18 protein-coding genes and 2 pseudogenes are annotated in these 23,702 nt (G+C 46.5%); 14 read left to right on the top strand and 6 right to left on the bottom strand.

What is annotated here, in order from left to right:
- Positions 1 to 284 precede the first annotated feature (284 nt).
- Entirely contained in the window at positions 285 to 815 is a 531-nt protein-coding gene (locus K0T92_RS08780) for a cysteine hydrolase family protein (RefSeq protein WP_219872068.1), read from the bottom strand.
- A 1-nt stretch (position 816) separates the two neighbouring features.
- Positions 817 to 1,428, bottom strand: a complete 612-nt coding sequence (locus tag K0T92_RS08775; RefSeq protein WP_219872067.1) for a helix-turn-helix domain-containing protein — start codon at positions 1,426 to 1,428, stop codon at positions 817 to 819.
- A 27-nt stretch (positions 1,429 to 1,455) separates the two neighbouring features.
- On the opposite strand from K0T92_RS08775, the gene K0T92_RS08770 reads away from it, so the two are divergent.
- From K0T92_RS08770 to K0T92_RS08740, 7 genes and pseudogenes are all read left to right on the top strand, one after another.
- A complete protein-coding gene (locus K0T92_RS08770; RefSeq protein WP_343223677.1) occupies positions 1,456 to 2,385 on the top strand; it encodes a carbon-nitrogen hydrolase family protein in 930 nt (309 codons plus the stop codon).
- A gap of 96 nt (positions 2,386 to 2,481) precedes the next feature.
- Positions 2,482 to 3,444: a helix-turn-helix transcriptional regulator gene (locus tag K0T92_RS08765; protein WP_219872066.1), complete on the top strand. Its 963-nt coding sequence runs from the start codon at positions 2,482 to 2,484 to the stop codon at positions 3,442 to 3,444.
- Between the two features lie 110 nt (positions 3,445 to 3,554).
- Positions 3,555 to 4,181 (top strand): type 1 glutamine amidotransferase family protein, encoded by a 627-nt coding sequence (locus K0T92_RS08760; RefSeq protein ID WP_219872065.1) that lies wholly within the window; start codon positions 3,555 to 3,557, stop codon positions 4,179 to 4,181.
- A 19-nt stretch (positions 4,182 to 4,200) separates the two neighbouring features.
- Positions 4,201 to 4,619: pseudogene (locus tag K0T92_RS08755) on the top strand (DUF4256 domain-containing protein).
- 413 nt (positions 4,620 to 5,032) lie between these two features.
- The gene (locus tag K0T92_RS08750) at positions 5,033 to 5,860 is read left to right on the top strand and encodes an Rpn family recombination-promoting nuclease/putative transposase (RefSeq protein ID WP_219872175.1); all 828 of its coding nucleotides are present in this window, start codon (positions 5,033 to 5,035) and stop codon (positions 5,858 to 5,860) included.
- A gap of 485 nt (positions 5,861 to 6,345) precedes the next feature.
- Positions 6,346 to 8,493 carry a sensor histidine kinase gene (locus K0T92_RS08745; RefSeq protein ID WP_219872064.1) on the top strand — a complete coding sequence of 716 codons (2,148 nt, stop codon included), beginning with the start codon at positions 6,346 to 6,348 and terminating at the stop codon, positions 8,491 to 8,493.
- Between the two features lie 4 nt (positions 8,494 to 8,497).
- Positions 8,498 to 9,205, top strand: coding sequence for a response regulator transcription factor (locus K0T92_RS08740; protein WP_343223670.1), 708 nt, complete (start codon positions 8,498 to 8,500; stop codon positions 9,203 to 9,205).
- 194 nt (positions 9,206 to 9,399) lie between these two features.
- On the opposite strand, the gene K0T92_RS08735 is transcribed toward K0T92_RS08740, so the two are convergent.
- The 3 genes from K0T92_RS08735 to K0T92_RS08725 all read right to left on the bottom strand — a co-directional run bounded on the left by K0T92_RS08735 (position 9,400) and on the right by K0T92_RS08725 (position 13,543).
- A complete protein-coding gene (locus tag K0T92_RS08735; RefSeq protein WP_246627999.1) occupies positions 9,400 to 11,286 on the bottom strand; it encodes a chitobiase/beta-hexosaminidase C-terminal domain-containing protein in 1,887 nt (628 codons plus the stop codon).
- A 170-nt stretch (positions 11,287 to 11,456) separates the two neighbouring features.
- Complete coding sequence (locus K0T92_RS08730) at positions 11,457 to 12,860, bottom strand: sensor histidine kinase (RefSeq protein WP_219872062.1); 1,404 nt, start codon at positions 12,858 to 12,860, stop codon at positions 11,457 to 11,459.
- A complete protein-coding gene (locus K0T92_RS08725) occupies positions 12,857 to 13,543 on the bottom strand; it encodes a response regulator transcription factor (protein WP_219872061.1) in 687 nt (228 codons plus the stop codon). The genes K0T92_RS08730 and K0T92_RS08725 overlap by 4 nt, the downstream gene beginning before the upstream one ends.
- Before the next feature lie 245 nt (positions 13,544 to 13,788).
- On the opposite strand from K0T92_RS08725, the gene K0T92_RS08720 reads away from it, so the two are divergent.
- The 5 genes and pseudogenes from K0T92_RS08720 to K0T92_RS08695 all read left to right on the top strand — a co-directional run bounded on the left by K0T92_RS08720 (position 13,789) and on the right by K0T92_RS08695 (position 20,233).
- Positions 13,789 to 18,333 carry a cadherin-like beta sandwich domain-containing protein gene (locus K0T92_RS08720; protein ID WP_219872060.1) on the top strand — a complete coding sequence of 1,515 codons (4,545 nt, stop codon included), beginning with the start codon at positions 13,789 to 13,791 and terminating at the stop codon, positions 18,331 to 18,333.
- Positions 18,334 to 18,416: 83 nt separating this feature from the next.
- Entirely contained in the window at positions 18,417 to 18,725 is a 309-nt protein-coding gene (locus K0T92_RS08715; protein ID WP_219872059.1) for an Rpn family recombination-promoting nuclease/putative transposase, read from the top strand.
- Between the two features lie 340 nt (positions 18,726 to 19,065).
- Positions 19,066 to 19,341, top strand: a complete 276-nt coding sequence (locus tag K0T92_RS08705; protein WP_343223669.1) for a hypothetical protein — start codon at positions 19,066 to 19,068, stop codon at positions 19,339 to 19,341.
- A 58-nt stretch (positions 19,342 to 19,399) separates the two neighbouring features.
- Positions 19,400 to 19,588, top strand: a pseudogene (locus K0T92_RS25615) (recombinase zinc ribbon domain-containing protein); the annotation flags it as partial.
- Positions 19,589 to 19,654: 66 nt separating this feature from the next.
- Entirely contained in the window at positions 19,655 to 20,233 is a 579-nt protein-coding gene (locus K0T92_RS08695) for a DUF4256 domain-containing protein (RefSeq protein WP_219872058.1), read from the top strand.
- 78 nt (positions 20,234 to 20,311) lie between these two features.
- Here K0T92_RS08695 and K0T92_RS08690 read toward each other — a convergent pair whose 3' ends face one another.
- On the bottom strand, positions 20,312 to 20,575 hold the full coding sequence (locus K0T92_RS08690) for a BTAD domain-containing putative transcriptional regulator (protein ID WP_219872057.1): 264 nt from the start codon (positions 20,573 to 20,575) through the stop codon (positions 20,312 to 20,314).
- 417 nt (positions 20,576 to 20,992) lie between these two features.
- On the opposite strand from K0T92_RS08690, the gene K0T92_RS08685 reads away from it, so the two are divergent.
- Together K0T92_RS08685 and K0T92_RS08680 are read left to right on the top strand one after the other, a co-directional pair.
- On the top strand, positions 20,993 to 21,856 hold the full coding sequence (locus K0T92_RS08685) for an Rpn family recombination-promoting nuclease/putative transposase (protein WP_219872171.1): 864 nt from the start codon (positions 20,993 to 20,995) through the stop codon (positions 21,854 to 21,856).
- A gap of 653 nt (positions 21,857 to 22,509) precedes the next feature.
- A complete protein-coding gene (locus K0T92_RS08680) occupies positions 22,510 to 23,694 on the top strand; it encodes a restriction endonuclease (RefSeq protein ID WP_219872056.1) in 1,185 nt (394 codons plus the stop codon).
- Positions 23,695 to 23,702 lie beyond the last annotated feature (8 nt).

Raw genomic sequence — 23,702 nt, 5'->3', positions numbered from 1 at the left:
AGCCCAATCCGTAAGGAAGAGTTGCTCCGACTGGCTGGTGATCCTACTTTGATGTATTTGAGATCGAGCCATTGCTGGAATATGACATATTCGAGCTCTGCCCCTCGAAGCAGGGGGCTGTACCGCACCCGTTCAGAAACGACTAATGTTTGAGATGTATTGGAGAATATAATAAAAAAGAGGGGCTGTCCCTCTTTTTCTTCTACCCGATAAACTACCGTTTTCCGTAACAACAAGTGCTTGCTCTGCTAATAGTCGTTCTATATAAGAGGAGAAGTTGCATTCTAAAACTGGACTTCGCTCGTGCGAACCATTGTAGCAAATTGGGTTAGAATGCTATTATGATGGTTGATGATTTGTTCTGCGGTTAAATGATCTGAATCATAAGTGCTGTGGCAATTCTCTGCCAATTCTACCTTGTAGCCGTGCGAATAAGCACTTTTCACCGTTGTGTCCACGCAATATTCGGTTTGTACGCCGCATATGACTAGAGTGTCAATACCTTGATCACGCAGCTGGTGATTGAGCTCGGTATCTAGAAACGAATCCGCGTAATATTTAATAATGATAGGATCATGTGCAAGGGGAGCGATCTGTTCATGTACTTGCCATAGCGGCTGATTCTCCGATCTTAGGGAACCCTGCGGCTCAGTAAACATGACGTAGAATACGGGTGAATTTGCCTTTCGAGCTTTATCGATTAATTGCTTAGTATTTTCTAGCAGTTTCTCTTCCTGGTAAAGAGGTTTCCCGCCATAGTCCTTCCATATAAATGGCATAACCTGCATGTCAATAATTAGTAGCGCCTTTGTCATCTCAGATGACCCTCCTTGAATCTGATTTCTTTTTCTCATATTTCCATAGTCCATGTTGGTTGCAATACGCATACAACGTTCCGCCGTACATGATTGGGAAGCGTACTTCTGCGAGTTGTTCCGGGTACAATTTGATGAGCATCACCCTGTCATACGAAACGTAGGCTACAAAAGAGATGTAATGGTCTCTGCTCATCTCATGCGTAATGGTAACAAAGTAATCCTCTTCAATTTCGTCAACGGTTATTTCGTGCTCATCGTTCTCCGATTGGGGCAGCAGCGGCTCCAGTACCCTGCCGCAGCATGAAATGCTCGTTACCCCTGTACTGGTCATAACATTGCCACAGCTTTGACACGCGTAAAATTTCACGTTCTTCATATTTCCTCCGTCCTGCTCATTCGGATTTAGATCTCCGGATAGAATCTTCTCGATATTTACTCCTAATATGTTGGATAGCTCGCCAAGCAAGGACACGTCCGGGCATCCTAAACCGCGCTCCCACTTGGAAATCGTCTTATCACTAATATTCATAAGATGGGCTAATTCTTTTTGAGTCATTCTTTTCTCTTTACGAAGACTCTGAATCAGCCGTCCCACCTTGATGCAATCCATATTGTCCACCTCCTGTAAATTTAGAATATCAAGTATATTTGCCTCTTACAATCAACGCTCCGTAGAGTTCGTACAGCAACTGTTCAATGTAATTGTAGTATTCCTGATCCAGAGTTAAACACAAGAATTGGATTGGCGTATGTTAAAGAAGCGAAAGATCGTGGAGCAGATATGGTTTTGTTTCCCGAATGCTGGATAACCGGTTATGCCTTTCCTGATATTGTAGAAACAAATTTGCCGTCACACGAGATAGAGAATCATCCGGATTTTAGAGCGTGGTATGATGCTGCAATTGACGATAACAGTCCTTGGCTAAAATCTTTTCAAGATATTGCAAGAGAATTATCGATTGGAATTGTTATAACAAGCTTTACAAAAGGAATAAAACGCCCACAAAATTCGGCGTTTGTCATTGATCGGAACGGAGAGATATTATTAAAGTATAGTAAAGTCCATACTTGTGATTTCGCTGCTGAACGTATATTAGAGAGCGGAACCGAATTTAAAGTATGCGATTTTGATGGTGTGAAGATCGGTATCATGATTTGTTACGACAGGGAGTACCCGGAAAGTGCAAGATTATTGATGTTAAAAGGTGCTGAAATAATATTGGTTCCTAATGATTGCGGGTGCATGGAACCTCGATTGCAAGTTCTTTCGACAAGAGCATATGAGAATATGGTTGGTATTGTAATGGCAAACCCACCTGGTGAAGATGCTGGATGTTCATGTGCATTTAGTCCAATCGTTTGGGATATGAATGGGAAATCGGTAAAGAATACAATTATGTTAGCGGATAATGTGACAGAAGGTCTCTATCTAGCCAAATTTGATTTAGAGGAATTAAGAAACTATCGAAATAGAGATATGATGGGAAATACGTTTAGAAAAGTTAGTGCATATCAAGAATTATTAAATGATAAAGTGGACGCTCCTTTTATTCGGTTGAAACGCTAGCATAGGCTTAGAATAAAGGAATACAGTTGATTAGCAAACACTTAAAGTGTTTGTTAGAATTTAATTATAGTGTTAATCAAAGGTGAGGGTTATGTTATGCCAAAAAATGATAATATGCTAACCATTCTATGGATGTTGAATTCGGAAGAGAAATTGACTGCGAAGCAAATATCGGAAAAATTGGAGATAAATATAAGAACAGTTTATCGGTATATGGATGCATTATGTGCCAGTGGCGTCCCTATCATATCCGACACCGGGCACAATGGCGGGTATAGCTTGCTGCACAATTTTATCAAATCTCCTCTGTTATTTAGTATGGATGAAAAAAAGACACTGCTTCATGCTGCCCTATTTGCAAAAGAAGCCGGGTATCCTTTGAGTGAGGCACTAGAGAATGCAACATCCAAGTTGAAAATGTATTCGAATCAGGAGCAGGAAAGGTTACTAAGCCATCATTTAGCCGGATTTGAAGTAATAAACCGCAGGGGATACCCCGCTGTACAGCCGGTATTGCAGGAATTGGAGCACGCTGTAGCAAATGAATGGTCTGTAGAAATTTCTTATCGTAACAGTCATGAAGAGCAGTCCCCCAATAGGGTAATAGACCCCTATGGCGTGGTTAATTGGAACAATAAGTGGTACACCATTGCATTCTGCCACCTGCGGAATGAGATCCGCAGCTTTCGGGTAGAACGAATTCTGAGCATCACACGCAAGCCATTCTCATTTAGGCGTCCCAATGAATTTTCAGCGCGTACTTTTTTTATGAATAATCTGTTACCAGATGCAGCAGGTAAATCCGGATACATTTCTTTAATTATTAGTGGCAAGGCAGAGGCGTTGGATGATCTATGCATACATTGGTTTTTGGAGCATCATTTGCAGGAGCGGACATCGACGCAAGCCATTTTTTTACTTGAGGAAGAAGCACTGTATACACATGTTCCGTTAATCATTCTTCCTTATGGGAAATCCATTCGAGTTATAGAGCCACAGAATCTAAAGAATAAACTTGTGGCGGTTGCTTCAGAGTTAATGGAATATTATCAAGTTTAACAGCTTCACTGACAGCATTTGTCAGTGAGGTTGTTTTATTATAAGGATAACCACTCATTACAGATGAATGGTTGCTGTTACCTAATAAACCTGATGAGGAGCACTTAGAAATGAATAATACCGTATATCTTTATGTGTTTGATACCATGTCCGATTGGGAAATAGGTTATTTAGCCGCCGAACTGAACTCTGGAAGATACTTCAGACAGGGGCTGGCTCCTGCCAAAATAGTCACCGTTGGGATAGAAAAGACTCCAGTAACTACAATGGGCGGATTGAAAATAATGCCTGACATCAAAGTGGATGAGTGCAGCATTAAAAGCGTAGATGCACTGATTTTGCCTGGTGGAAATACATGGACAGAAGCTGTTCACGTACCCATATTAAAAATGGCCGAGATGTGTTTAAAGGAAGGGATAGTCGTTGGAGCAATTTGCGGTGCTACCTTAGGACTTGCTCAAGCAGGATTGTTAGATTCACGTTGGCACACAAGCAATGATTTGGCCTACCTTAAAATGATCTGCCATTCTTACACGGGCGAAGAATATTACAAAGTGGAATCTGCTGTTACCGATGGGGAATTGATCACTGCATCCGGAGTAGCTCCATTAGAATTTTCTGTTCATGTTTTAAAAGCGCTAGATGTATTTTCTCCCAAAACATTAGACGCTTGGTATCGTCTTAATAAAACTCATGAACCTAAATACTTCCACGAGCTAATGAGTTCAATCCAATGACAGTATAAGGATACAAGGCATGTGGTCGCTTCATGAAATGGAGGGGACTGGCGGTGAACCGGATGTTGTTGGTCATGACAATAAGACGGACGAATACATTTTTTGCGATTGTTCAGCGGAAAGCCCTAAAGGTCGCAGAAGTGTATGTTACGACCGTGAAGCGCTGGAGTCACGGAAAGAACATAAGCCGCAAAATAATGCGGTAGAAATGGCAGCTGCCATGGGTATTGATCTTCTGACAGAAGATCAATACTGGGAGCTGCAGAAGCTTGGAAGCTTCGATTTGAAACGTCTAGCTGGGTGGAAACACCCGATAATATTAGAAAGCTCGGCGGGGCCATCTTTTGCGATCGTCGCTATGACACTGTCTTCGTTTACCACAATGGAGCAGAATCCTATTATGGTGCCAGAGGTTTCCGTGGCTCCCTAAGGGTCTAGTATAAAGAGAGCACCCGTTGCCGGGCGCTCTCTTTATACTTTCTGCCCGGACGACTGTGTCGAATCTGTCGATCCAAGCTACAATTGACCGTACCATTCGGCTAGCTCTGCCGAAGGCTAAATATTGAGTTCTTGCTTGAGCAGCACTTCAATCAAGCGGGCCTGAACCGCTAATGGATTTCTATTCGCTAACTTAAGGTTATCCCGCATGTGCTTATCGGCGTGCAGGATAACCTTATTTCACGATAAGAGGGGTGCCGGTTGGTCATTAGCCATTCCTAATCTTACGTCAATATTAAGTGCTCAATACATGAGGAGTAAGTAATAGGAATACAACGAGGGGATTCCTGCTATTCATCAAAGTGTAAGGAAATGCTATAATGAAAGTAGTGAAGGAATGGAGTGAGATGCTCATGTTGGAATTGCTTGATCCGCGTGTCGATGTCATCTTTAAGCGTATTTTTGGCAGTGAGCATAATAAGGATGTACTGCTAGCGTTTTTGAACAGCACTTTTCGGGACGCAGGCGAGTCACCCTTGACGGAGATTGTCTTGCTCAACCCATATACAGAAGCGGATAGTCCTGATGACAAGCAATCCATTATGGACATCAAGGCCAAGACCTCTAAGGGAGAGTTGCTGAATATCGAGATGCAGCTCTTTAACCCGTACCATATGGAAAAACGAACGCTGTTTTACTGGTCTGAGATGTACTACCATCAGATTCCAAAGGGCAGCAATTACAATATATTAAAGAAGTGCGTGACCATCAATATCCTGAACTACTCCTGTCTGCCCAACAATCGCTATCACAGTGTTTTTCATTTGCGTGAGGATCACACCGGCATTCCGCTCTTGGACGATATTGAGATTCATGTGATTGAGCTGACGAAGCTGAATGAATATGCGGCAGAGTTGGAGGAAGGCGGTTTGGTAAACTGGCTGCTATTTTTGAAGGGAGTAAATAAATCAAATTGGGAGGTGTTAACCATGAAAGAGCCGATGCTGAAAAAAGCGATGGACACGTTGGAGTTTTTAAGTCAGGATGCGGCAGCGCGAATGGCTTATGATGCCCGGATGAAGGCGCTGAGCGATGAGAAGTCGCGTATTGAAGGGGCCAAAGTGGAGACAAGCACTGAAATTGCCGCCAAGCTCTTGAACAGGGGCGTAGATCTGCAAACCATTGCGGAAGCAACCGGGCTGTCTATAGAAGAAATCAAGGCGCTGCAACCCATAAACTGATGGCAGACTCCAGCTTTAGAAAAACAATTTGCTTCACATCGTGTGGATTGGATTCCTGATTGGGTCGAACAGGTTGAAAAAAGATATTTCAAATGAGAAGAACAGCTGCATTTTATGAGTTGTTCTTTCTTTCATTGTATGGAAGTACGAACATATACTCGCTGACAGGTATATGCCAAGCAAGATGCACTCCCTCGAAGCAAGACGCCACATTGTGGGGTAAGAGAACGGCGTCTGAATCTACCGCTGTGATCGGTGAGTCTGCTTCGTAACCCGTTCCCTTCTTCATGTTTAAAACTTGGGTTTACACGTTAATGAACCGTCCGGGGGTGGATGGTTTTTCTTACGTTCAAAAAAAGACCTTATTGTGATGTTTGTGTTCAACGCCTAGCAGATATTTGCAGGGTACATTTTCCTTTAATGATGATATTATTTGGATAATCAACGTGCTCATTGCGCTCTTGTAGATTGGGGTTGGGTTCATAATGAGGGGTATTTTCCGATTCGGTTCTCGTACGATCTTGCTTCATATAGCTGCTGCCGTTGTTGTTGGTTTGGTTGCAAGCTATGCCGTCATCTATGCACCGGACTCCCCTAAGATCCAAAGTGAAGAAGGCATTCTGGATTTAACACAGGTTCATGTCAGTGAGAATCCGCTAAAGTTAAAAGGGGAGTGGGCGTTTTACTGGCAAGAGCTGCTGTCGCCTGAGGACATACAGATTCGTTCTGCAAGGGACGGAAATAATGACCGCTGGATCAGCATCCCGAGCTCCTGGCTAGGCTATCGGTTAGATGGTCAGCAGCTGAACGGTACAGGCTTTGCAACCTTTCGGCTGGTCATTGAGCTTAGCGAGCAGGATAGGAATGAGCGACTTGCTCTGCGGCTGCCTACCATTTATCATGCGTATAAATTATGGGTTAATGGAGAACTGCTGGCCGAAGTCGGTGTGGTTGGTCAGGAGAAGAGTGGCGCGACACCGCATCTGTCAACGAAGCTGGTGTTCTTCCAGCCTGAGAACAACACAGTAGAGCTGGTTATGCAGGTAGCGAACTTCCATCATAAGCGAGGCGGCATCACCAAGTATATAGAGCTGGGTGGCAGTGACGTGTTAACAGTCAGGACCAATGTGAGAGTTGCCTCAGAGATGTTCATAACTGCAAGCCTGCTGGTGATTGGCGTGTATAATCTGCTGTTGTTCGTGCAGCGACGCAAGGGCAGGGCGCCGTTGTATTTTGGACTGTTCACCGTGTTGTTCGGAATCCGATCATTGCTGGTCGGCGAGCTCATGATTACACAATTGTTTCCTCATTTTCCGTGGGAATTGCAGTTCAAGATCGAGTATCTGATTCTTTGCATCAGTGGTTATATCGTCACAATGTATTTTGATTGCATCTTCCCGAATTATGTGTCGCGATGGTTTCGTCTTGGCACCCGGATCGCAACCGGCGCACTATGTCTAGCTGTTGTGGTAACCCCTGCACTAATATATTCAAAAATGTTACTGATGATCGGCGTGATCGTTGTTCTGCACATGGTGTATCTGATGGTTGGGCTGGTCCAAGCGGCTGTGCGGCGTAAAGAGGGAGCGCTGATCTTCCTGTTGGTGTCGGTGGTTACTTTAGTTACGGTTATCAACGATTTTTTATATTACAACGAATGGTCGCTGATTGGAGATACATCTCCGCTTGGTCTGTTGGTATTTACGATCGCACAGATGATTCTGCTCTCTTCAAGATTTACGAGGGCGGCATCGAACGAGGAAAGGATTGCACGCGAGCTGCAGGACGCTAACAACAAGCTGACCGAAATGAATATGAATTTGGAGAGGACCGTGCAGGAACGCACACAGGCCTTATCCGCAGCTCACGATGATCTCCGCACTTCGTATGACCGGTTGCTTCACTCCGAGCAAGGGAGGAAGAAGCTCCTTGCCTATATTACACATGATCTGCGTATGCCGCTGTCCAGCATGCTTGGTTATGTAGAAGCTGTGCAGGACCGGGTCAAGCCGGAACGTAATGAACAGTACCTGAAGTATATCCGAGATAACACGATAAGGATTAATCGCATGATCGAGGAGTTGTCCTTCTTGTCGCTTTTGGAGACGGGACAAGTCTCGTACCGAATGGAGCCGGTTTATGTGATTCCCTTCTTGCGTGGTTTTTTTGAACAATATGAGCTGGTCGTGCGTGACGCAGGATTGGATTTCATGCTGGATATCGGAGATGCGGAAGATCAACGACCTGGCTTGCCTGTTGTCGAGATGGATGCGCAAAGATTAGAGCAGGCTTTGTTTAATCTAGTGTCGAACGCGATGAAGTTCACCTCTAGGGAGGGGCTGTTGCGTATTGCGCTAGCTGTGGACAAGGTGAATGATACCCGCTATGCGATCATTAGCGTACAAGATTCTGGCACGGGTATTCCTCCAGATCAGCTTGAGCAAATTTTCAATCGCAATTACAAGTATGATCGACCGGGCGTGGAGAAGGGCGTAGAGGGCAGCGGGCTCGGGCTGGCGATTTGCAGGGAAATCGTACAAGCGCATGGAGGGACGGTTCGAGCGGAGAGCGACGGCAAGACGGGGTCGATATTCTATGTATCGCTTCCTTGTATTGTAGATGAAGGAAGGTGACGGTGTGGTGGACACGCACAAAATAATGATCGTCGATGATGATCCCCATATATGCGAGATTGTTCAGGTGTATTGCGAGAGGGAGGGTTTCATATTCTCCTACAGTCATAGCGGAACAGAAGCCATGAAGCTGCTTGCGTCTTTCGAGCCAGATTTGATTGTACTGGATGTAATGCTGGCTAATGAAAACGGCATTGATTGGTGCATGAACGCACGCAGCTACACGAATGCGCCGATCGTGTTTCTGAGCAGCCGTGAGGAAGACGAGGTAAAAATCAAAGCATTATCCTATGGCGGCGACGATTATGTGACGAAGCCGTTCAGTCCGGGAGTACTCATGGCCAAGATTAAGGCTCATCTTCGCAGGGTGTCGGCGGGCAGAAGGGAACAACTGCTGGAGTTACCGGGTTTGACGCTGGATTTCTACGCACAGTCTGTCAACATGGGTAGTGAAACCATCTTTTTATCGAAAAAAGAGTTCAGTCTACTGTCCTATATGGCACAAAACGTGAATCGTGTCGTTAGTAGTGATGCGTTGTTTCAGCTCATCTGGGGAATGGAGAGTCTGGAGGATACGAGAACGGTCGCTGTACACATCAGTAATTTACGCAAAAAAATCGAGGCTGACCCTGCCAATCCTGAGAGAATCATTACGATTCGAGGGGCCGGATATATGCTGGTTGCCAGAAGTGCGTTGCAAGCGCGAACATAGCGTTAAGGTTGGTGGCACTGTCACCCCACTAAAACCTAAAGCTCGAATGCATTAAACAATAGCGGTGAAGGGATAACCTCCCTTACACCGCTATTGTGCTAGTTTAAATCATATTTTCGTTCGAGAGCTGCCCTGAACTCAAGATTGAATGTGCGAACCCTTAGCAGTGTTACGATTATGACCTTCCTTAATCCTTATAATAAGTAAAGGTCAACAACGTCCTGAATATCTTGTTTAGTAGACATAGGTGTTCCAAAAGGATTGCTTCTGGAATCCTGATAGGCAAATACAAGGGCATCTAAGATATCACTTAAGTTCGAAGCTGTCACTCCGGTTATTCCAGCAAGATTGAATACTTCTTCGTCAGGGGCAGATCCTCCACCGTAAGGATTCAAATAAGCATAGATTGCATCTACCATCATTCCTTGAATAGTCTCAACAACAATCGCTTGAATTTGAGCTAATGTTCTTGGAAGTGGCGTTGCACTGGTTTCCAAATAGTATTGGACGGCGGATAGGTTATCTGATGTGACATCCGTAATACCAGCAGTGGCAAAAGTCATTGCATCAACATTGGTCCATTCACCCGAAGCCGATGCAGCATGGATCAAATCTAGTGCCGCTTGCTTCGTAATATCGTCGATAACTGCATTGACGATGGCTTGAATTTCCGAAACTGTCCACGGGGCCGTTCCGTCCGCGTCCAGCGCGGCTTTAACAGCTGATACATTGGATGTGGTTACGCCCGTAATTCCCGCATTGGCAAAAGTCATTGCATCAACATTGTCCCATTCACCCGAAGCCGATGCAGCATGGATCAAATCTAGTGCCGCTTGCTTCGTAATATCGTCGATAACTGCATTGACGATGGCTTGAATTTCCGAAACTGTCCACGGGGCCGTTCCGTCCGCGTCCAGCGCGGCTTTAACAGCTGATACATTGGATGTGGTGACGCCCGTAATTCCTGCATTGGCAAAAGTCATTGCATCAACATTGTCCCATTCACCCGAAGCCGATACTTCATTGATCCAATCTAGTGCCGATTTCTGCACGCTAATCGTGTACGACACTGACATGATGTCACTGTCTCTCATGCCATTTTGTACCGCAAGAGCCTTGACCGTCATTGCGCTATTCACTACGATCGGAACGCTATATACGAGGCCATTCGTCCTCGTCGGCGTGCTGCCATCTGTCGTATAGTAGATTGTTGCGCCACCCGTTGCGCTAAGCGATACTTGCGTACCTGACACGACAGCTCCGCTTGCAGGATTGGCTGTCGGTGTTGCGAGAATCTGTACAGGGGTCGTAACGTTCGGCGTGCTTGTTGTATCGGTTGTCGGCTTTTCTTCTTCCTTCTTCTTCTCTTCTTCCTTCTTCTTCTGTTCTTCCTCTTTTTTCTTCTCTTCGTCCTCTTTCTTCTTCTGTTCTACCTGTGCTACGTATTGCCCCTTGGCTTCGTATGCGCCCGTAAGAAGCAGAGCACGCGTGGCGTTGGCTTGACCGCCGAACTTTCCGTCCGCTCCGTTGTCCAACAATTTTAGTTTCAACGCCAAGGCGACATATCCCTCCGCCCAGTTAGATACAGTAGAATCATTCACGCCTGGCGTTGCCTTGGCTTCCTCGTTCATGTCGAGTCCACGAACAAGGAACGTCGCGAGCTGCTCCTTCGTCACCTTACCGGCAGGATTGTAAATCCCATTGCCGTAGCCATCCGTAATCCCTGCTGCTTTCACCGCCTCAATGTACGGCAACGCATATCCATTCGCAAGATCATCGGCTTTGACGTCTTTGAATGAAGACATTTTTAAGTCCGTATCCACCTTCAAACCGAAAATCAATGCTGCAACCTTAGCGAATTGAGCTCTGTTCATCTCTTCCTTGATACCGAATTTGCTATCGCTCACACCGTTGAATACACCAGCGGAGATCATCGCGTCGAACTTGGCTTTCGTTGCTGCATCCAGATCCTTCAAGTCCGTAAAGTCGGCTGAAGTCTTCGTAGCGGCTGCTACAAAGCTGATGGAAAAATGAAAGCACAGCAGCACTGCCATCAATAATCCGACAATTTTTTTCCTCATCGTTTGTCCCCCTGAAGTATGATATCGATTTTCCTCCTTCAATTTTATCATGGTAGATTAGTCCATCTATGAAACATAAAGAAAACTTTAAGATTGCGCTTGATGCCTCGCCTTCACTAAAATGAAGGCAGCCTGATGTAACAGTATTTGTGGAGATGGAAGCGTCTTTTTTAACGAGGCAGTTTGATCCGAAACACCGTTTCCACGTTCGGTGTACTGCTCATCTCCACATTGCCCTGATGGGCAAGGGCGATGTCCTTGACAATAGCGAGGCCAATCCCCAATCCTTCTCCCTTTCTTCCGCCATCTACCCGGTAAAAGCGTTCGAAAATATGCGCTTGATGCTCCGGAGGAATACCTCTTCCTTTATCCTTCACGATTATATTCACGGATTGATCATCCGCTGTCAGCCAGATGCCGAGGTACCGTCCATCTTTCCCGTACCGAATTGCATTATCGAGCAGATTGCGCAGTGCCCTTTCCATAAGAGGAGCATCGATAGAGATATGAATATCCTCATCCGGGGCATCGACATCGAGCAGAATCTGATCGCCGTCGAGTATCATGATATATTCGACCGCGATTTTGCGAACGATCTCGGATAGATTATGATCCGCCAAGTGAATGGTCAGATTATCCGCATCCTGGCGCGAGATATCCAGCATTTGATCCAGCAATTTATCCATATATCTGCAGCGTTGAAGAATGATTTTGGCTCTGGTCTGGAGTTCAATTTGATCCTTATAATTGCCGGTGCGAATCATTTCGGCACAGCCGAGCATCGTCGTCAGAGGCGTTCGCAGATCATGCGACAGATTGGATAGCAGAAGCTTGCGCTTGCTCTCGAACTGCTGAATTTCCGCGAATTGAGATCGAATCCGCCGCGCCATGGAATTATAATGCTTCGTCAGCTGGCCAAGCTCGTCTTTGGATGTATCGGTCAGCTCTACAAGGGGAGAATCGCTCTGGATATTCAGCTCATTCAGGGCATGGTTAAGTCTGCGAATTCTTTTATTCAAGGATGAGAACAACCATAAGGCTACCAGTGAAGGCAATGAGAACGACAGAAGAAGCGGAATAACCAAGGAGAGCAACGATTTCAACGTACGAATGAGAAAATAAACCTCGCCTTGCTTCATCGCGGAGGCGGGTATGCTAAGAAGCAGGAAATGTGATTGTCCGTTCTTGGTCGAGGGCGTGAGAACATGAACCTCGTCTTCCGATAAGTATTTCTCGGGCATATTCTGCATCAGCATCGCCAAGTCATGGAATGTAAATGTCGGATTAAGCCCTGCCGTATCATAAATGGATTGGCCTTGATCGTCCAGCCACACCCATCGAATGGCAGGGTGCTCTGCGTGCGCGCGATCCAAGGTTTGTTCCAGTGCGTCTCTCCCGAATTCAGGCTGTTCCTCAATAGAATCAACAATGGATTGGGCGAGTGGATTTAACTCGAATAACGCGTACCCTTTATTCGCCGCCTTCCCGATCCAGACAGTCGTAAAGCCGAACAGCACCATACTCAATGCAACGCTAAGCACAAGGGACAGCCATAGCTTGGTGCGCAATTTCATATTCCAGCCCCCGTTAATCGGTAACCAACGCCGCGTACCGTTTGAATTTCCCAAGAGGATTGAGCCTGTTCCAATTGTTTGCGCAGCCTGCTTATATATACGCTCAGGTTATTATCATCGTACCGTTCATGCTGCCAGACCTGTTGATAGATTTCGATCTTTGTCATGACGCGGTCAGGATTCTGCATGAAGAGCTGCATCAGCCCGTTCTCTATCATCGTTAAGGAAATCTTCTCGTTATAGATGAGCAGCGTATAGTTATCGATATCCAGAATCATAGGGCTCAGACGAAGGACTAAAGAGGAATGACTGGATTTAGGATACCGTCTGCGCAGAACGGCTTGAATGCGGGCCATTAGCTCCATTGGACTAAAGGGCTTCGTCATATAATCGTCTGCCCCGAGTCCAAGCGTGGTGATCTTATCTTGTTCCTGTCTTCTTGCGCTGACCACGATAGTCATGATGTCCAATCTGCGAGTATGCAAGTAGCGCAGCACCTCGAATCCGTCGCGATCATCCATCATGAGGTCAAGTATGATGATATCCACCTGTTCGGATTCCAACTGCTCAATCGCTTGTCGCCCGGACTCGGCTTCGAGCGCATGCATGCCGGATTGCTCGATATGAGTGCGAATCACTTCACGAATTTGCGGGTCATCGTCAACTATGAGTATTCGTTCCATATGATTGTTGTCACCGCCAAAATATTTTAGATTAACTCGATCATAACATGTCTGCTCTGCAATTTGTCATTTGAACGACGCTAGTATTGAATCCTTTAAGATTACATTAAGAGTCGGCAGAATGAACAGTTGATATAATTCTCTTCACATGGAAGTGAACCTGAAACAGGCGTTAACAGCACTTCAGTTGGAAACATGGCATTCATTTGAATCGTTACATCAGAGATGGAGGGGAAAGAACAACGATGGAGTTCAATTTTCGTCGCAGGACGGCGCTATTGGTAGTTTGTATACTCGTTTTCGGGCTATTATCAGGATTAATGCCATATGGCAGCGAACGTGCGTATGCAGGGACCGGAGGAGAGATCTATACCGTTGCGGGAGGAGAGTATGGTGATTCGGGCGATGGAGGAGCGGCCGTCGATGCTGAATTATCAGGTGCATCAGCTGTAGCGGTAGACGGCAGCGGGAATCTGTATATCGCCGATACAGGTAACAACAAGATAAGAAAAGTATTAACGAATGGGTCGATTATTACAGTGGCTGGGTCGGGAGGCTATGATTATTCAGGAGACGGAGATCTCGCTACTAGCGCACAACTGCGCAGTCCGTCAGGAGTGGCTGTGGACGTTGAAGGCAATTTGTATATCGCCGATAAGTATAACAACAGAATACGGAAGGTAGACACGAGCGGCATTATTTCCACGATTGCGGGAACGGGAGGGAATGATTATTCGGGCGATGGAGGTCTTGCCGTTGCGGCTCAGCTAAGCAGTCCTGGCGGGGTAGCCGTAGACAGCGAAGGAAATCTGTATATCGCCGATACATCCAATCATAGGATTCGGAAGGTAGATGCTGACGGCATAATCACTACGGTAGCGGGATCTGATGATAGCGGTTTTTCGGGAGACGGCGGGTCGGCAATTACGGCAAGATTATATTACCCGGACGCAGTGGCGGCGGATAGTCACGGAAATCTATATATCGCCGATACATACAACAACAGGATAAGGAAAGTAGATACGAGCGGGATAATGAGCACAGTGGCTGGGTCGTCGGGAGTCGATGGTTATTCCGGAGATGGAGGACCGGCCGTTAGCGCACAATTGAATGAGCCGGAAGGCGTAACGGTTGACGGCAGCGGAAACCTGTATATCGCCGATACGGACAACAACCGGATAAGGAAAGTGAACCCGAATGGCAATATTACGACATTAGTGGGGACGGGTGCTGCTAATTATTCGGGAGACGGCGGGCCGGGTATGCTTGCAGAAATAGACTCTCCGAGCGGATTAGTGGTGGATAGCAGCGGCAACCTGTACATCGCTGATAAATACAACTATGCGATACGCAAGCAATTGCCATATATCCCTTCGAGCGATGCGAGCTTAAGCAATATCACGCTGTCTAGCGGTACGCTAAGCCCGGTGTTTGCATCCGGCACGACCGACTATACAGCGAGTGTCGTTAATGGCGTGAGCAGTATTCGCGTTACGCCGACGACGGCGGATTCCTTCATGACGGTGAAGGTGAACGGCGAGAGTGTCGCAAGCGGAGCCCAGTCAGGAGACATCAACCTGGATGTAGGGGATAATACGATTACGTTGGCGGTCTTGGCTGAGGATGGTGTAACGACGAAGACATACACGATAACGATAGAACGATTGCGGAGCAGTAATGCGAATTTGAGTCAGCTATCACTGTCGAGCGGCACGCTAAGCCCGGCGTTCGCTTCGAATACGACGAGCTACTCAGTGGACGCAAGTCAGAGTGCGATTACGGTAACTCCGACTATGGCTGATCCTTTGGCTAACGTGAAGGTGAACGGGACGGCAGTGACGAATGGTGCGGCATCTCATCCGATTCCGCTAAACGTGGGAAGCAGCGAGATTACGATCGTTGTGACGGCGCAGGATGAAACAACGACGAAGACATACACGATAAATGTAACGAGAACGATAAGCGCGAATGCGGACTTGAGCGGGCTGACGCTGTCGAATGGCACGCTAAGTCCGTCGTTCGGATCGGGAATAACCAGTTATACGGCGAGCGTTGGAAATGCTGTGAGCGGCATTGCTGTAACGCCGACGGTCGCGGACGGCAGCGCGGAAGTGACTGTGAATGGCGTGCCGACGGCAAGCGGCGCTGCCTCCGCAGCGCTGCCGCTCAACGTGGGGAGTAATACGATTGAGGTGCAGGTCACGGCAGAGGATGGGACGTTGAAGACGTACACCGTCACGGTAACACGAGCGGCGAGCAGCAATGCGGATTTGAGCGATTTGACGCTGTCGAGCGGCACATTAATTCCATCGTTCATACCGGATACGTTCAAGACGAGCGTAGATTATCAGGTGAGCAGTGTCACGGTGACGCCGATGGTGTCAGATACGGACCATGCCACGGTCACGGTCAGTCTCTACAGCAGCAGCGGATCGTTAGTAAGCGGACCCAATATTGTAACGAGCGGGACGGCATCTCCATCTCTGCCGCTCGGCGTGGGGAATAATACAATTACAATCGTGGTCACGGCAGAGGATGGAACGACCAGGACATATACGGTTGCTGTGACACGAGGAGCGAGCAGCAATGCGGATTTGAGCAATTTGACGCTGTCGAGCGGAACGCTGGTTCCGGCGTTTGCGGGTACTTACACGGCGAACGTGGGGCATCGTGTGAGCAGTGTCACGGTAACGACGGCATTGTCGGATGCCGCAAGCGCCTCCGTCACGGCAAGCGTATATGATGGCAGCGGAACGCGAGTGAGCGGCCCGCACGCATTGACGAGCGGTGCAGCTTCTCCATCGCTGCCGCTGAATGTGGGGAACAATGAGATTTCGATCCTTGTGAAGGCGCAGGACGGCTCGACAAGGATGTACACAGTAATGGTAACACGAGCGGCAAGCAGCAGTGCAGATTTGAGCGGATTAACGCTGTCGGGCGGAACACTGAGCCCAGCGTTTGAACCGGACACAACTAGCTATACGGCAAGTGTGGGCAATAGCGCCAATAGCGTCACGGTAACGATGGGAATGTCTGATGCCGGCAGGGCTGCAACGACGGCGAGCGTCTACAATGGCGCTGGTACGCCCATCAACGGACCCTTTGTAATGTCGAGCGGCACAGCAGCCTTTTCACTTCCGCTGAACGTGGGGGACAATGAGATTTCGATCCTCGTCAGAACAGAGGACGGCACGGCGAAGACGTACACGGTAACGGTAACGCGAGCGGCTAGCAGCAATGTGAATTTGAGCGGATTAACGCTGTCGAACGGTACGCTGAGCCCGTCATTCGGGTCGGGAACAACCAGTTACACGGCGAACGTAGGAAATAGCGTAAGCGGCATTACAGTAACGCCGGCGGTCGCGGATGGCAACGCGGCAGTGACCGTGAATGGCGTGCCGGTGACAAGCGGCGCTGCATCCGCATCGCAGCCGCTTAACGTGGGTAACAATGCAGTTTCCATCCTTGTGACGGCACAGGATGGCTCGTCAAGGACGTACAAGGTCGTCATATCCCGGGAGGCACCTGTTTCAGCGCCGCCCTATACTGGAGGCGGCGGATCAGCGCCGGTCGTGAACGAGCCTGTCACGGGCAAGCCTGTTATCGATTTGAACGGCCGGGAGCTGGACCCTTCCGGCATCGATACCGGGAAGCCGTTTGTCACACTTGAAGCTGAAGCTGTGCCGACAGACGGTGTGGTTGTTGTCGGTATTCCGGCGGCTATTTTAACGGATTTTGCCGTAAGAAATGCCGACTTTTACGTAGTAATCAAGACGCCATATGGCAGCTATCAAGTACCGGCCAATCTGGCATTGCTTATTCCTGAGCTGCCGGAATTGCTTGCGAAGAACAAGCTTCAAGCGGGGGATATCAGCTTTAGAATTACGTTGGCCGATAAATCCGGCGACAAGAACGTGCAAGCCGGGATCGCGAACGCATTGCCGAACGGCCAAGTGCTGGGGCCGATTGTGGATTTCCGCATCGATATCGTCCATACGAAGACTGGCCTTGCGATCGGGACGGCAGACAAGTTCGAAAAGCCGCTGACGAGATGGATTCCGCTTCCGAACAACACCGCCGGATTGCCAAAGCTATGGGGGGCGTTCCGATATCATGAGGCGACGAAGAAGCTTGAGTTTGTCCCCGCGAAGATGCTGAAGCAAGACGGCGTATCGTATGCTGCCATCCGTTCTTATACAAACAGTGTGTATATTGCTGCGGCAAATGCGGTGAGCTTTGCCGATGTGGAGAGGCATTGGAGCGAATCCACGGTAGAGCTTGCTGCAGCCAAAAGATTAGTTGAAGGAACCGGCGGAGGGCAGTTTGACCCCGATCGAGTCATAACGCGAGCAGAGTTTACAGCGATGCTCGTGCGGACTTTGACACGGGGATCCGCCACTTACGGAAGCGGATTTTATAATGATGTAGCTCCGGATGCATGGTATTTTGAAGCTGTGTCAGCCGCAAAGGAGCTAGGATTGTTACGTTTCGCGAGCGGCAGCAGCTTCAAGCCCGATCAGCCGCTCACCCGCGAAGAAATGGCGAGTATACTGGCTGCGGCGATTGTCATTCATGAAGAGCCGATTATCGAGGAATATGCGAGTCTGGACGGATACAAGGATATCGAGAGCGTGAACGCGTCTTATCTGGAGGATGTTCGCTTGATGGTGAAGCTTCAGATCATGACAGGCATAGACGAGGATGCATTTAGTCCCCAGGGTGCAACAACACGCGCGCAGGCGGCGGTCGTATTGATTCGTACGCTGCGTCAGCTTGATATGATTGACTGATCTAATCTGATATTCGCTAACTTAAGGTTATCCCGCGTGTGCTTATCGGCGTGAAGGATAACCTTATTTTTTCATAAAGAGGGATGTCGGCTGGTATTAGCCATTCTAATCTTATCGAGCTGGCGTTTTTGAACAGCACTTTTCGGGACGCAGGCGAGTCACCCTTGTCGGAGATTGTCTTGCTCAACCCATATACAGAAGCGGATAGTCCTGATGACAAGCAATCCATTATGGACATCAAGGCCAAGACTGCCAAGGGGGAGTTGCTGAATATCGAGATGCAGCTCTTTAACCCGTACCATATGGAAAAGCGAACGCTGTTTTACTGGTCTGAGATGTACTACCATCAAATTCCGAAGGGCAGCAATTACAATACATTAAAGAAGTTGTAATGACTAGTTCGTTCATCAGGCACTGGGGGGGATAATAAAAGAGCGACTGATATCAGCCGTTCCTTCATTGAGCAAATACTATTCCGTCAGAACGTAAACAGCTACCATTGCCGCCTAAAAAGATGGATGGACCGTTTTAATGGTGTGGCAACCCAATATTTGCAACATTATTTGTCATGGTTCCGTTATTTAGACAGCAAGGAATACGAGATCACAATATCGAATAAGAAAAATATGCTAGTTACGTCGTGTTTGTTTGCCGTAAGCGAGACAAATACCACAATTAGAAAAGTATTTTTTTGTTCTTGAATTCGTAATACTACATGTAGGAGGTCGTATAGTGAGTAAAAATCTTCAATTTTTATCAGTAATATTTTTAGGTATATGTCTTCTTTTGAGTTCATGGTTTATATCACAATCTTTAGAAACGAAAAAAGTTGATGTCGAGACACCGAGCAAGCAAGCTTCTGGACAAGACGTACAAAATAGATACGAATTCATTACAATAGCAAGTGATTACTTTATCATTTTCGATAAAGAGACTGGTGATTATTGGGATAAAGTCGGTTCTTCCGAATGGGAAAAAAAGGAGTCCATATTGCCTGCTTCTAAATAAAAAAGCGACAACAAGCGAAGCCAAAGGCTAAGAAGCACATGTTTAGTTTACTAACTATCTCTACTGTGCAGATTGTGGCAAGGCTCTATGGTACATCCGTTATCGCAAAGGCTATGTATACGGCAACTATTATAAGCATGGAAAACATGTGTGCAGTCAGCATAGCGTGAAGGAAACGGAACTCATGGGGCTATCCTTGCTGACATTCGTAAAAGTGCTGAGACTTTTAATGAGAATGAAGCTATGACTTAAGTCATGTGGAGTGCGTGGTATTTGTCACTAAGGAGCAGCATATTTGAAGGGAGAAATAGACATGGCAACTAGTCCAAATAGCCATATAAAGGAGTTACCATCGGAACAACGTGAGGGGCTGCTTAAAACATTGAAAGCCCGTTTTGAGAAAAACATGACCCGTCATCAAGGTATTGAATGGGCTAACGTACAAGCAAAGCTTGAAGCTCAAGCAGAAAAACTATGGTCGCTTCATGAAATGGAAGGGACTGGCGGTGAACCGGATGTTGTTGGTCATGACAATAAGACGGACGAATACATTTTTTGCGATTGTTCAGCGGAAAGTCCTAAAGGTCGCAGAAGTGTTTGTTACGACCGTGAAGCGCTGGAGTCACGGAAAGAACATAAACCGCAAAATAATGCGGTAGAAATGGCGGCTGCCATGGGCATTGATCTTCTGACAGAAGAACAATACCGGGGGCTGCAGAAGCTTGGAAGCTTCGATTTGAAAACGTCTAGCTGGGTGGAAACACCCGATAATATTAGAAAGCTCGGCGGGGCCATCTTTTGCGATCGTCGCTATGACACCGTCTTCGTGTACCACAATGGAGCAGAATCCTATTATGGTGCTAGAGGGTTCCGTGGCTCTTTAAGGGTCTAGTATAAAGAGAGCACCTGTTGCCGGGCGCTCTCTTTATACATTCTGCCCGGACGACTGTGTCGAATCTGTCGGTCCAAGCTACAATCGACCGTACCACTCTGCTAGCTCTGCCGAAGGCTGAATATTGAGTTCTTGGTTGAGCAGCGCTTCATACTGCTTGTAATGCAATTGAAGAGCCAGCCTGTCCTTCAAGGCAGCAAACCCGTGCATAAGCAGCATATTCGCTTCTTCATCCAATTCGTTGCGCCGTACCAGCTTTTTAGAAATCTGAATGGCTTGACGAACCCCATTATGCTCGAGCTGCCAATGTACTAGACGCTTGGCAAACGCATCGTATAGCACTAACCAGAACTGTCCCGCCTCGCTCGGAAAATTTGATCGTATTCGTCATCAGATTTTCAATCATCACAAACGTATTTTGAATTTGTTCGCTTAATGCATCGATCACTTCCTGATGATTGCGGTTAAACATCGACTTATCTAATTCCAGCACTTCAATCAAGCTGCCCTGAACCGCTAATGGATTTCTATTCGCTAACTTAAGGTTATCCCGCATGTGCTTACCAGCGTGCAGGATAGCCTTATTTCCCTATAAGAGGGATGGTGGCTGGTCATTAGCCATTCCTAATCTTACGTCAATATTAAGTGCTCAATACATGAGGAGTAAGTAATAGGAATACAACGAGGGGATTCCTGCTATTCATCAAAGTGTAAGGAAATGCTATAATGAAAGTAGTGAAGGAATGGAGTGAGATGCTCATGTTGGAATTGCTTGATCCGCGTGTCGATGTCATCTTTAAGCGTATTTTTGGCAGTGAGCATAATAAGGATGTACTGCTAGCGTTTTTGAACAGCACTTTTCGGGACGCAGGCGAGTCACCCTTGACGGAGATTGTCTTGCTCAACCCATATACAGAAGCGGATAGTCCTGATGACAAGCAATCCATTATGGACATCAAGGCCAAGACTGACAAGGGGGAGTTGCTGAATATCGAGATGCAACTCTTTAACCCGTACCATATGGAAAAGCGAACGCTGTTTTACTGGTCTGAGATGTACTACCATCAAATTCCGAAGGGCAGCAATTACAATACATTAAAGAAGTGCGTGACCATCAATATCTTGAACTACTCCTGTCTGCCCAACAACCGCTACCACAGTGTTTTTCATTTGCGTGAGGATCACACCGGCATTCCGCTCTTGGACGATATTGAGATTCATGTGATTGAGCTGACGAAGCTGAATGAATTTGCGGCGGAGTTGGAGGAAGGCGGTTTGGTAAACTGGCTGCTATTTTTGAAGGGGGTAGACAAATCAAATTGGGAGGTGTTGACGATGAAAGAGCCGATGCTGAAAAAAGCGATGGACACGCTGGAGTTTTTAAGTCAGGATGCGGCAGCGCGCATGGCTTATGATGCCCGGATGAAGGCGCTTAGCGATGAGAAGTCGCGTATTGAAGGTGCGAAAGCGGAAGCAAGGGCGGAGGCAAGAGCGGAGGCAAGAACAGAGACAAGTACTGAAATTGCTGCCAAGCTCTTGAATAGGGGCGTAGATCTGCAAACCATTGCGGAAGCAACGGGGTTGTCTGTAGAAGAAATCAAAGCGCTGCAACCCATTAACTGATGGCAGACTCCAACTTTAGAAAAACAATCTGCATCTGATCGACCATCTAATCGTCATTGATAACAGCAGCGCTGAAGGCGATAGGGTGCTTCAGATAAGAACAACTGCACTTTATGGGTTGTTCTTTTTTTCATTGTATGGAAGTACGAACATATACTCGCTGACAGGTAGATGCACAGTACAGAACAACAGAAATTCGAATAACAGCAAGCTTTCACACAGCGAGGAAGACATTTGTAAATGAAAGCTTCAGTTTCTACAACAATTTGGATGCTGCGGAGCAGCAAAAACACCTGGACGAGCGGATTCTGGATGAAAAAGTGAAGAAGAAGTATCCGAAGGCGGTTGAACGAATCAATAAGAATCGAAAATCAGGAGACAGAGCGCTTCATCATTACGAAAATGCGGTATTCCTTGCCAGTTTAGACAGCGGTCACTTCCGGAACGACGTGCTCGAGCAGTTCTATTTGATTCGAGAAACTCTTGAAATCGAACGAAAAAAAGTTGGTAAGCGGTAAGGTGTACTATTCCCATTTTTCCATTAACGTGGTAAAATATTCTAGACTGAAAGCATCGGCAAAGTACAAGCTCTATGGAGGGAAGGAATCCCCCTAGAGCTTTTTTCTATAAATTTGTGTAGAAGGTGACCGGAATTGTACGATTCGTTGAAAGAATATTTTGGATTTCCAGACTATGTAGATACAATTTCTTCGGTGTTGGGATTTGGTTTAATTGGATTGATGGCTTTAGTATTTATAAAACTCTATCTCATTGACGATGTGATTTTTAAAAAGTGCTATCACGGAGTCAAATTCGGATACGTTAAGTCGAAATGCGAAAAATGTCGGAATGACAAAATAAGAGCTGATAATGGAATTGAAGAAGAGGAAATTCCGGTACCAAAAACAGTTTATAGATTAGGTCATTGTAGGGCATGTGGAGTTGAAGTCGAAAAACGATTCCGGCATCTCACCATTGAACCTGGTCAAAAATTAAAGTACGACGAGAAAGAAATTGACGAATTTGCTCAGAAGAACAGATTTAATTCTGTATTCAAAGAACAACTACACTTGCGACATTACCCACCCGTCGGATACTATCCGAATTATTGCAACAACTGTGTGGTTGAACATGAGCAACACAATTACAAAAGAACTTATAAAATAAGAAGTTGGAATGACGCTTTTGCTATACCCACCTGGTTTCTATTTTTGGGTGTTGCAATAGGAATATTCAACGAATGGCTTACTTTTAAGAGCTTCATGTACATAATGCTCGTATTTTTCTTGCTGGCATTTATAATGCGATTTGTATTTAGAAAATTCATTTCACCAAAAACTCAAGCTGAAGAAATATTTAAGAACCAAATTTCTGAACATGAGAAAATACAAAAAGCTCTGAATTTTATAGAGAAGATGGACAAGGAAGAAGCAGAAGCTCTAGAACGTATACGGTTAAGACGAACAAGTCGAATTGATGAAATAGACAGGATGACCGGCGTTCAATTCGAGCAAAGATTGGCACTCTACTTCCAGAGTTGTGGTTATTCTGTTAAAGACACAGCGGTGACCGGGGACCACGGAGCTGACTTGGTTATTCAAAAAGATGGCGTTCGAATTGCAGTTCAAGCCAAAAGATATGACCGGAAAAATTCTGTAGGAAACTCTGCTGTTCAAGAAGCTATCGCCGGCAAAATCATGTACGATTGTACAGAATGCTACGTAATAACAACATCATACTTTACAAAAGCAGCTACCGAGTTAGCCACCAAAGCAGGGGTCCGACTCATAAACCGAGACGAGCTTGTCCGAATGCTTGGAAATGAAGTTGCTTCGTAAACAAGGCT

The sequence above is a fragment of the Paenibacillus oenotherae genome (assembly GCF_019443105.1).
Lineage (GTDB): Bacteria > Bacillota > Bacilli > Paenibacillales > Paenibacillaceae > Paenibacillus_Z > Paenibacillus_Z oenotherae.
Note: the sequence above shows the minus strand (reverse complement) of the source record. Positions and strands in the feature narration are given on the sequence as shown.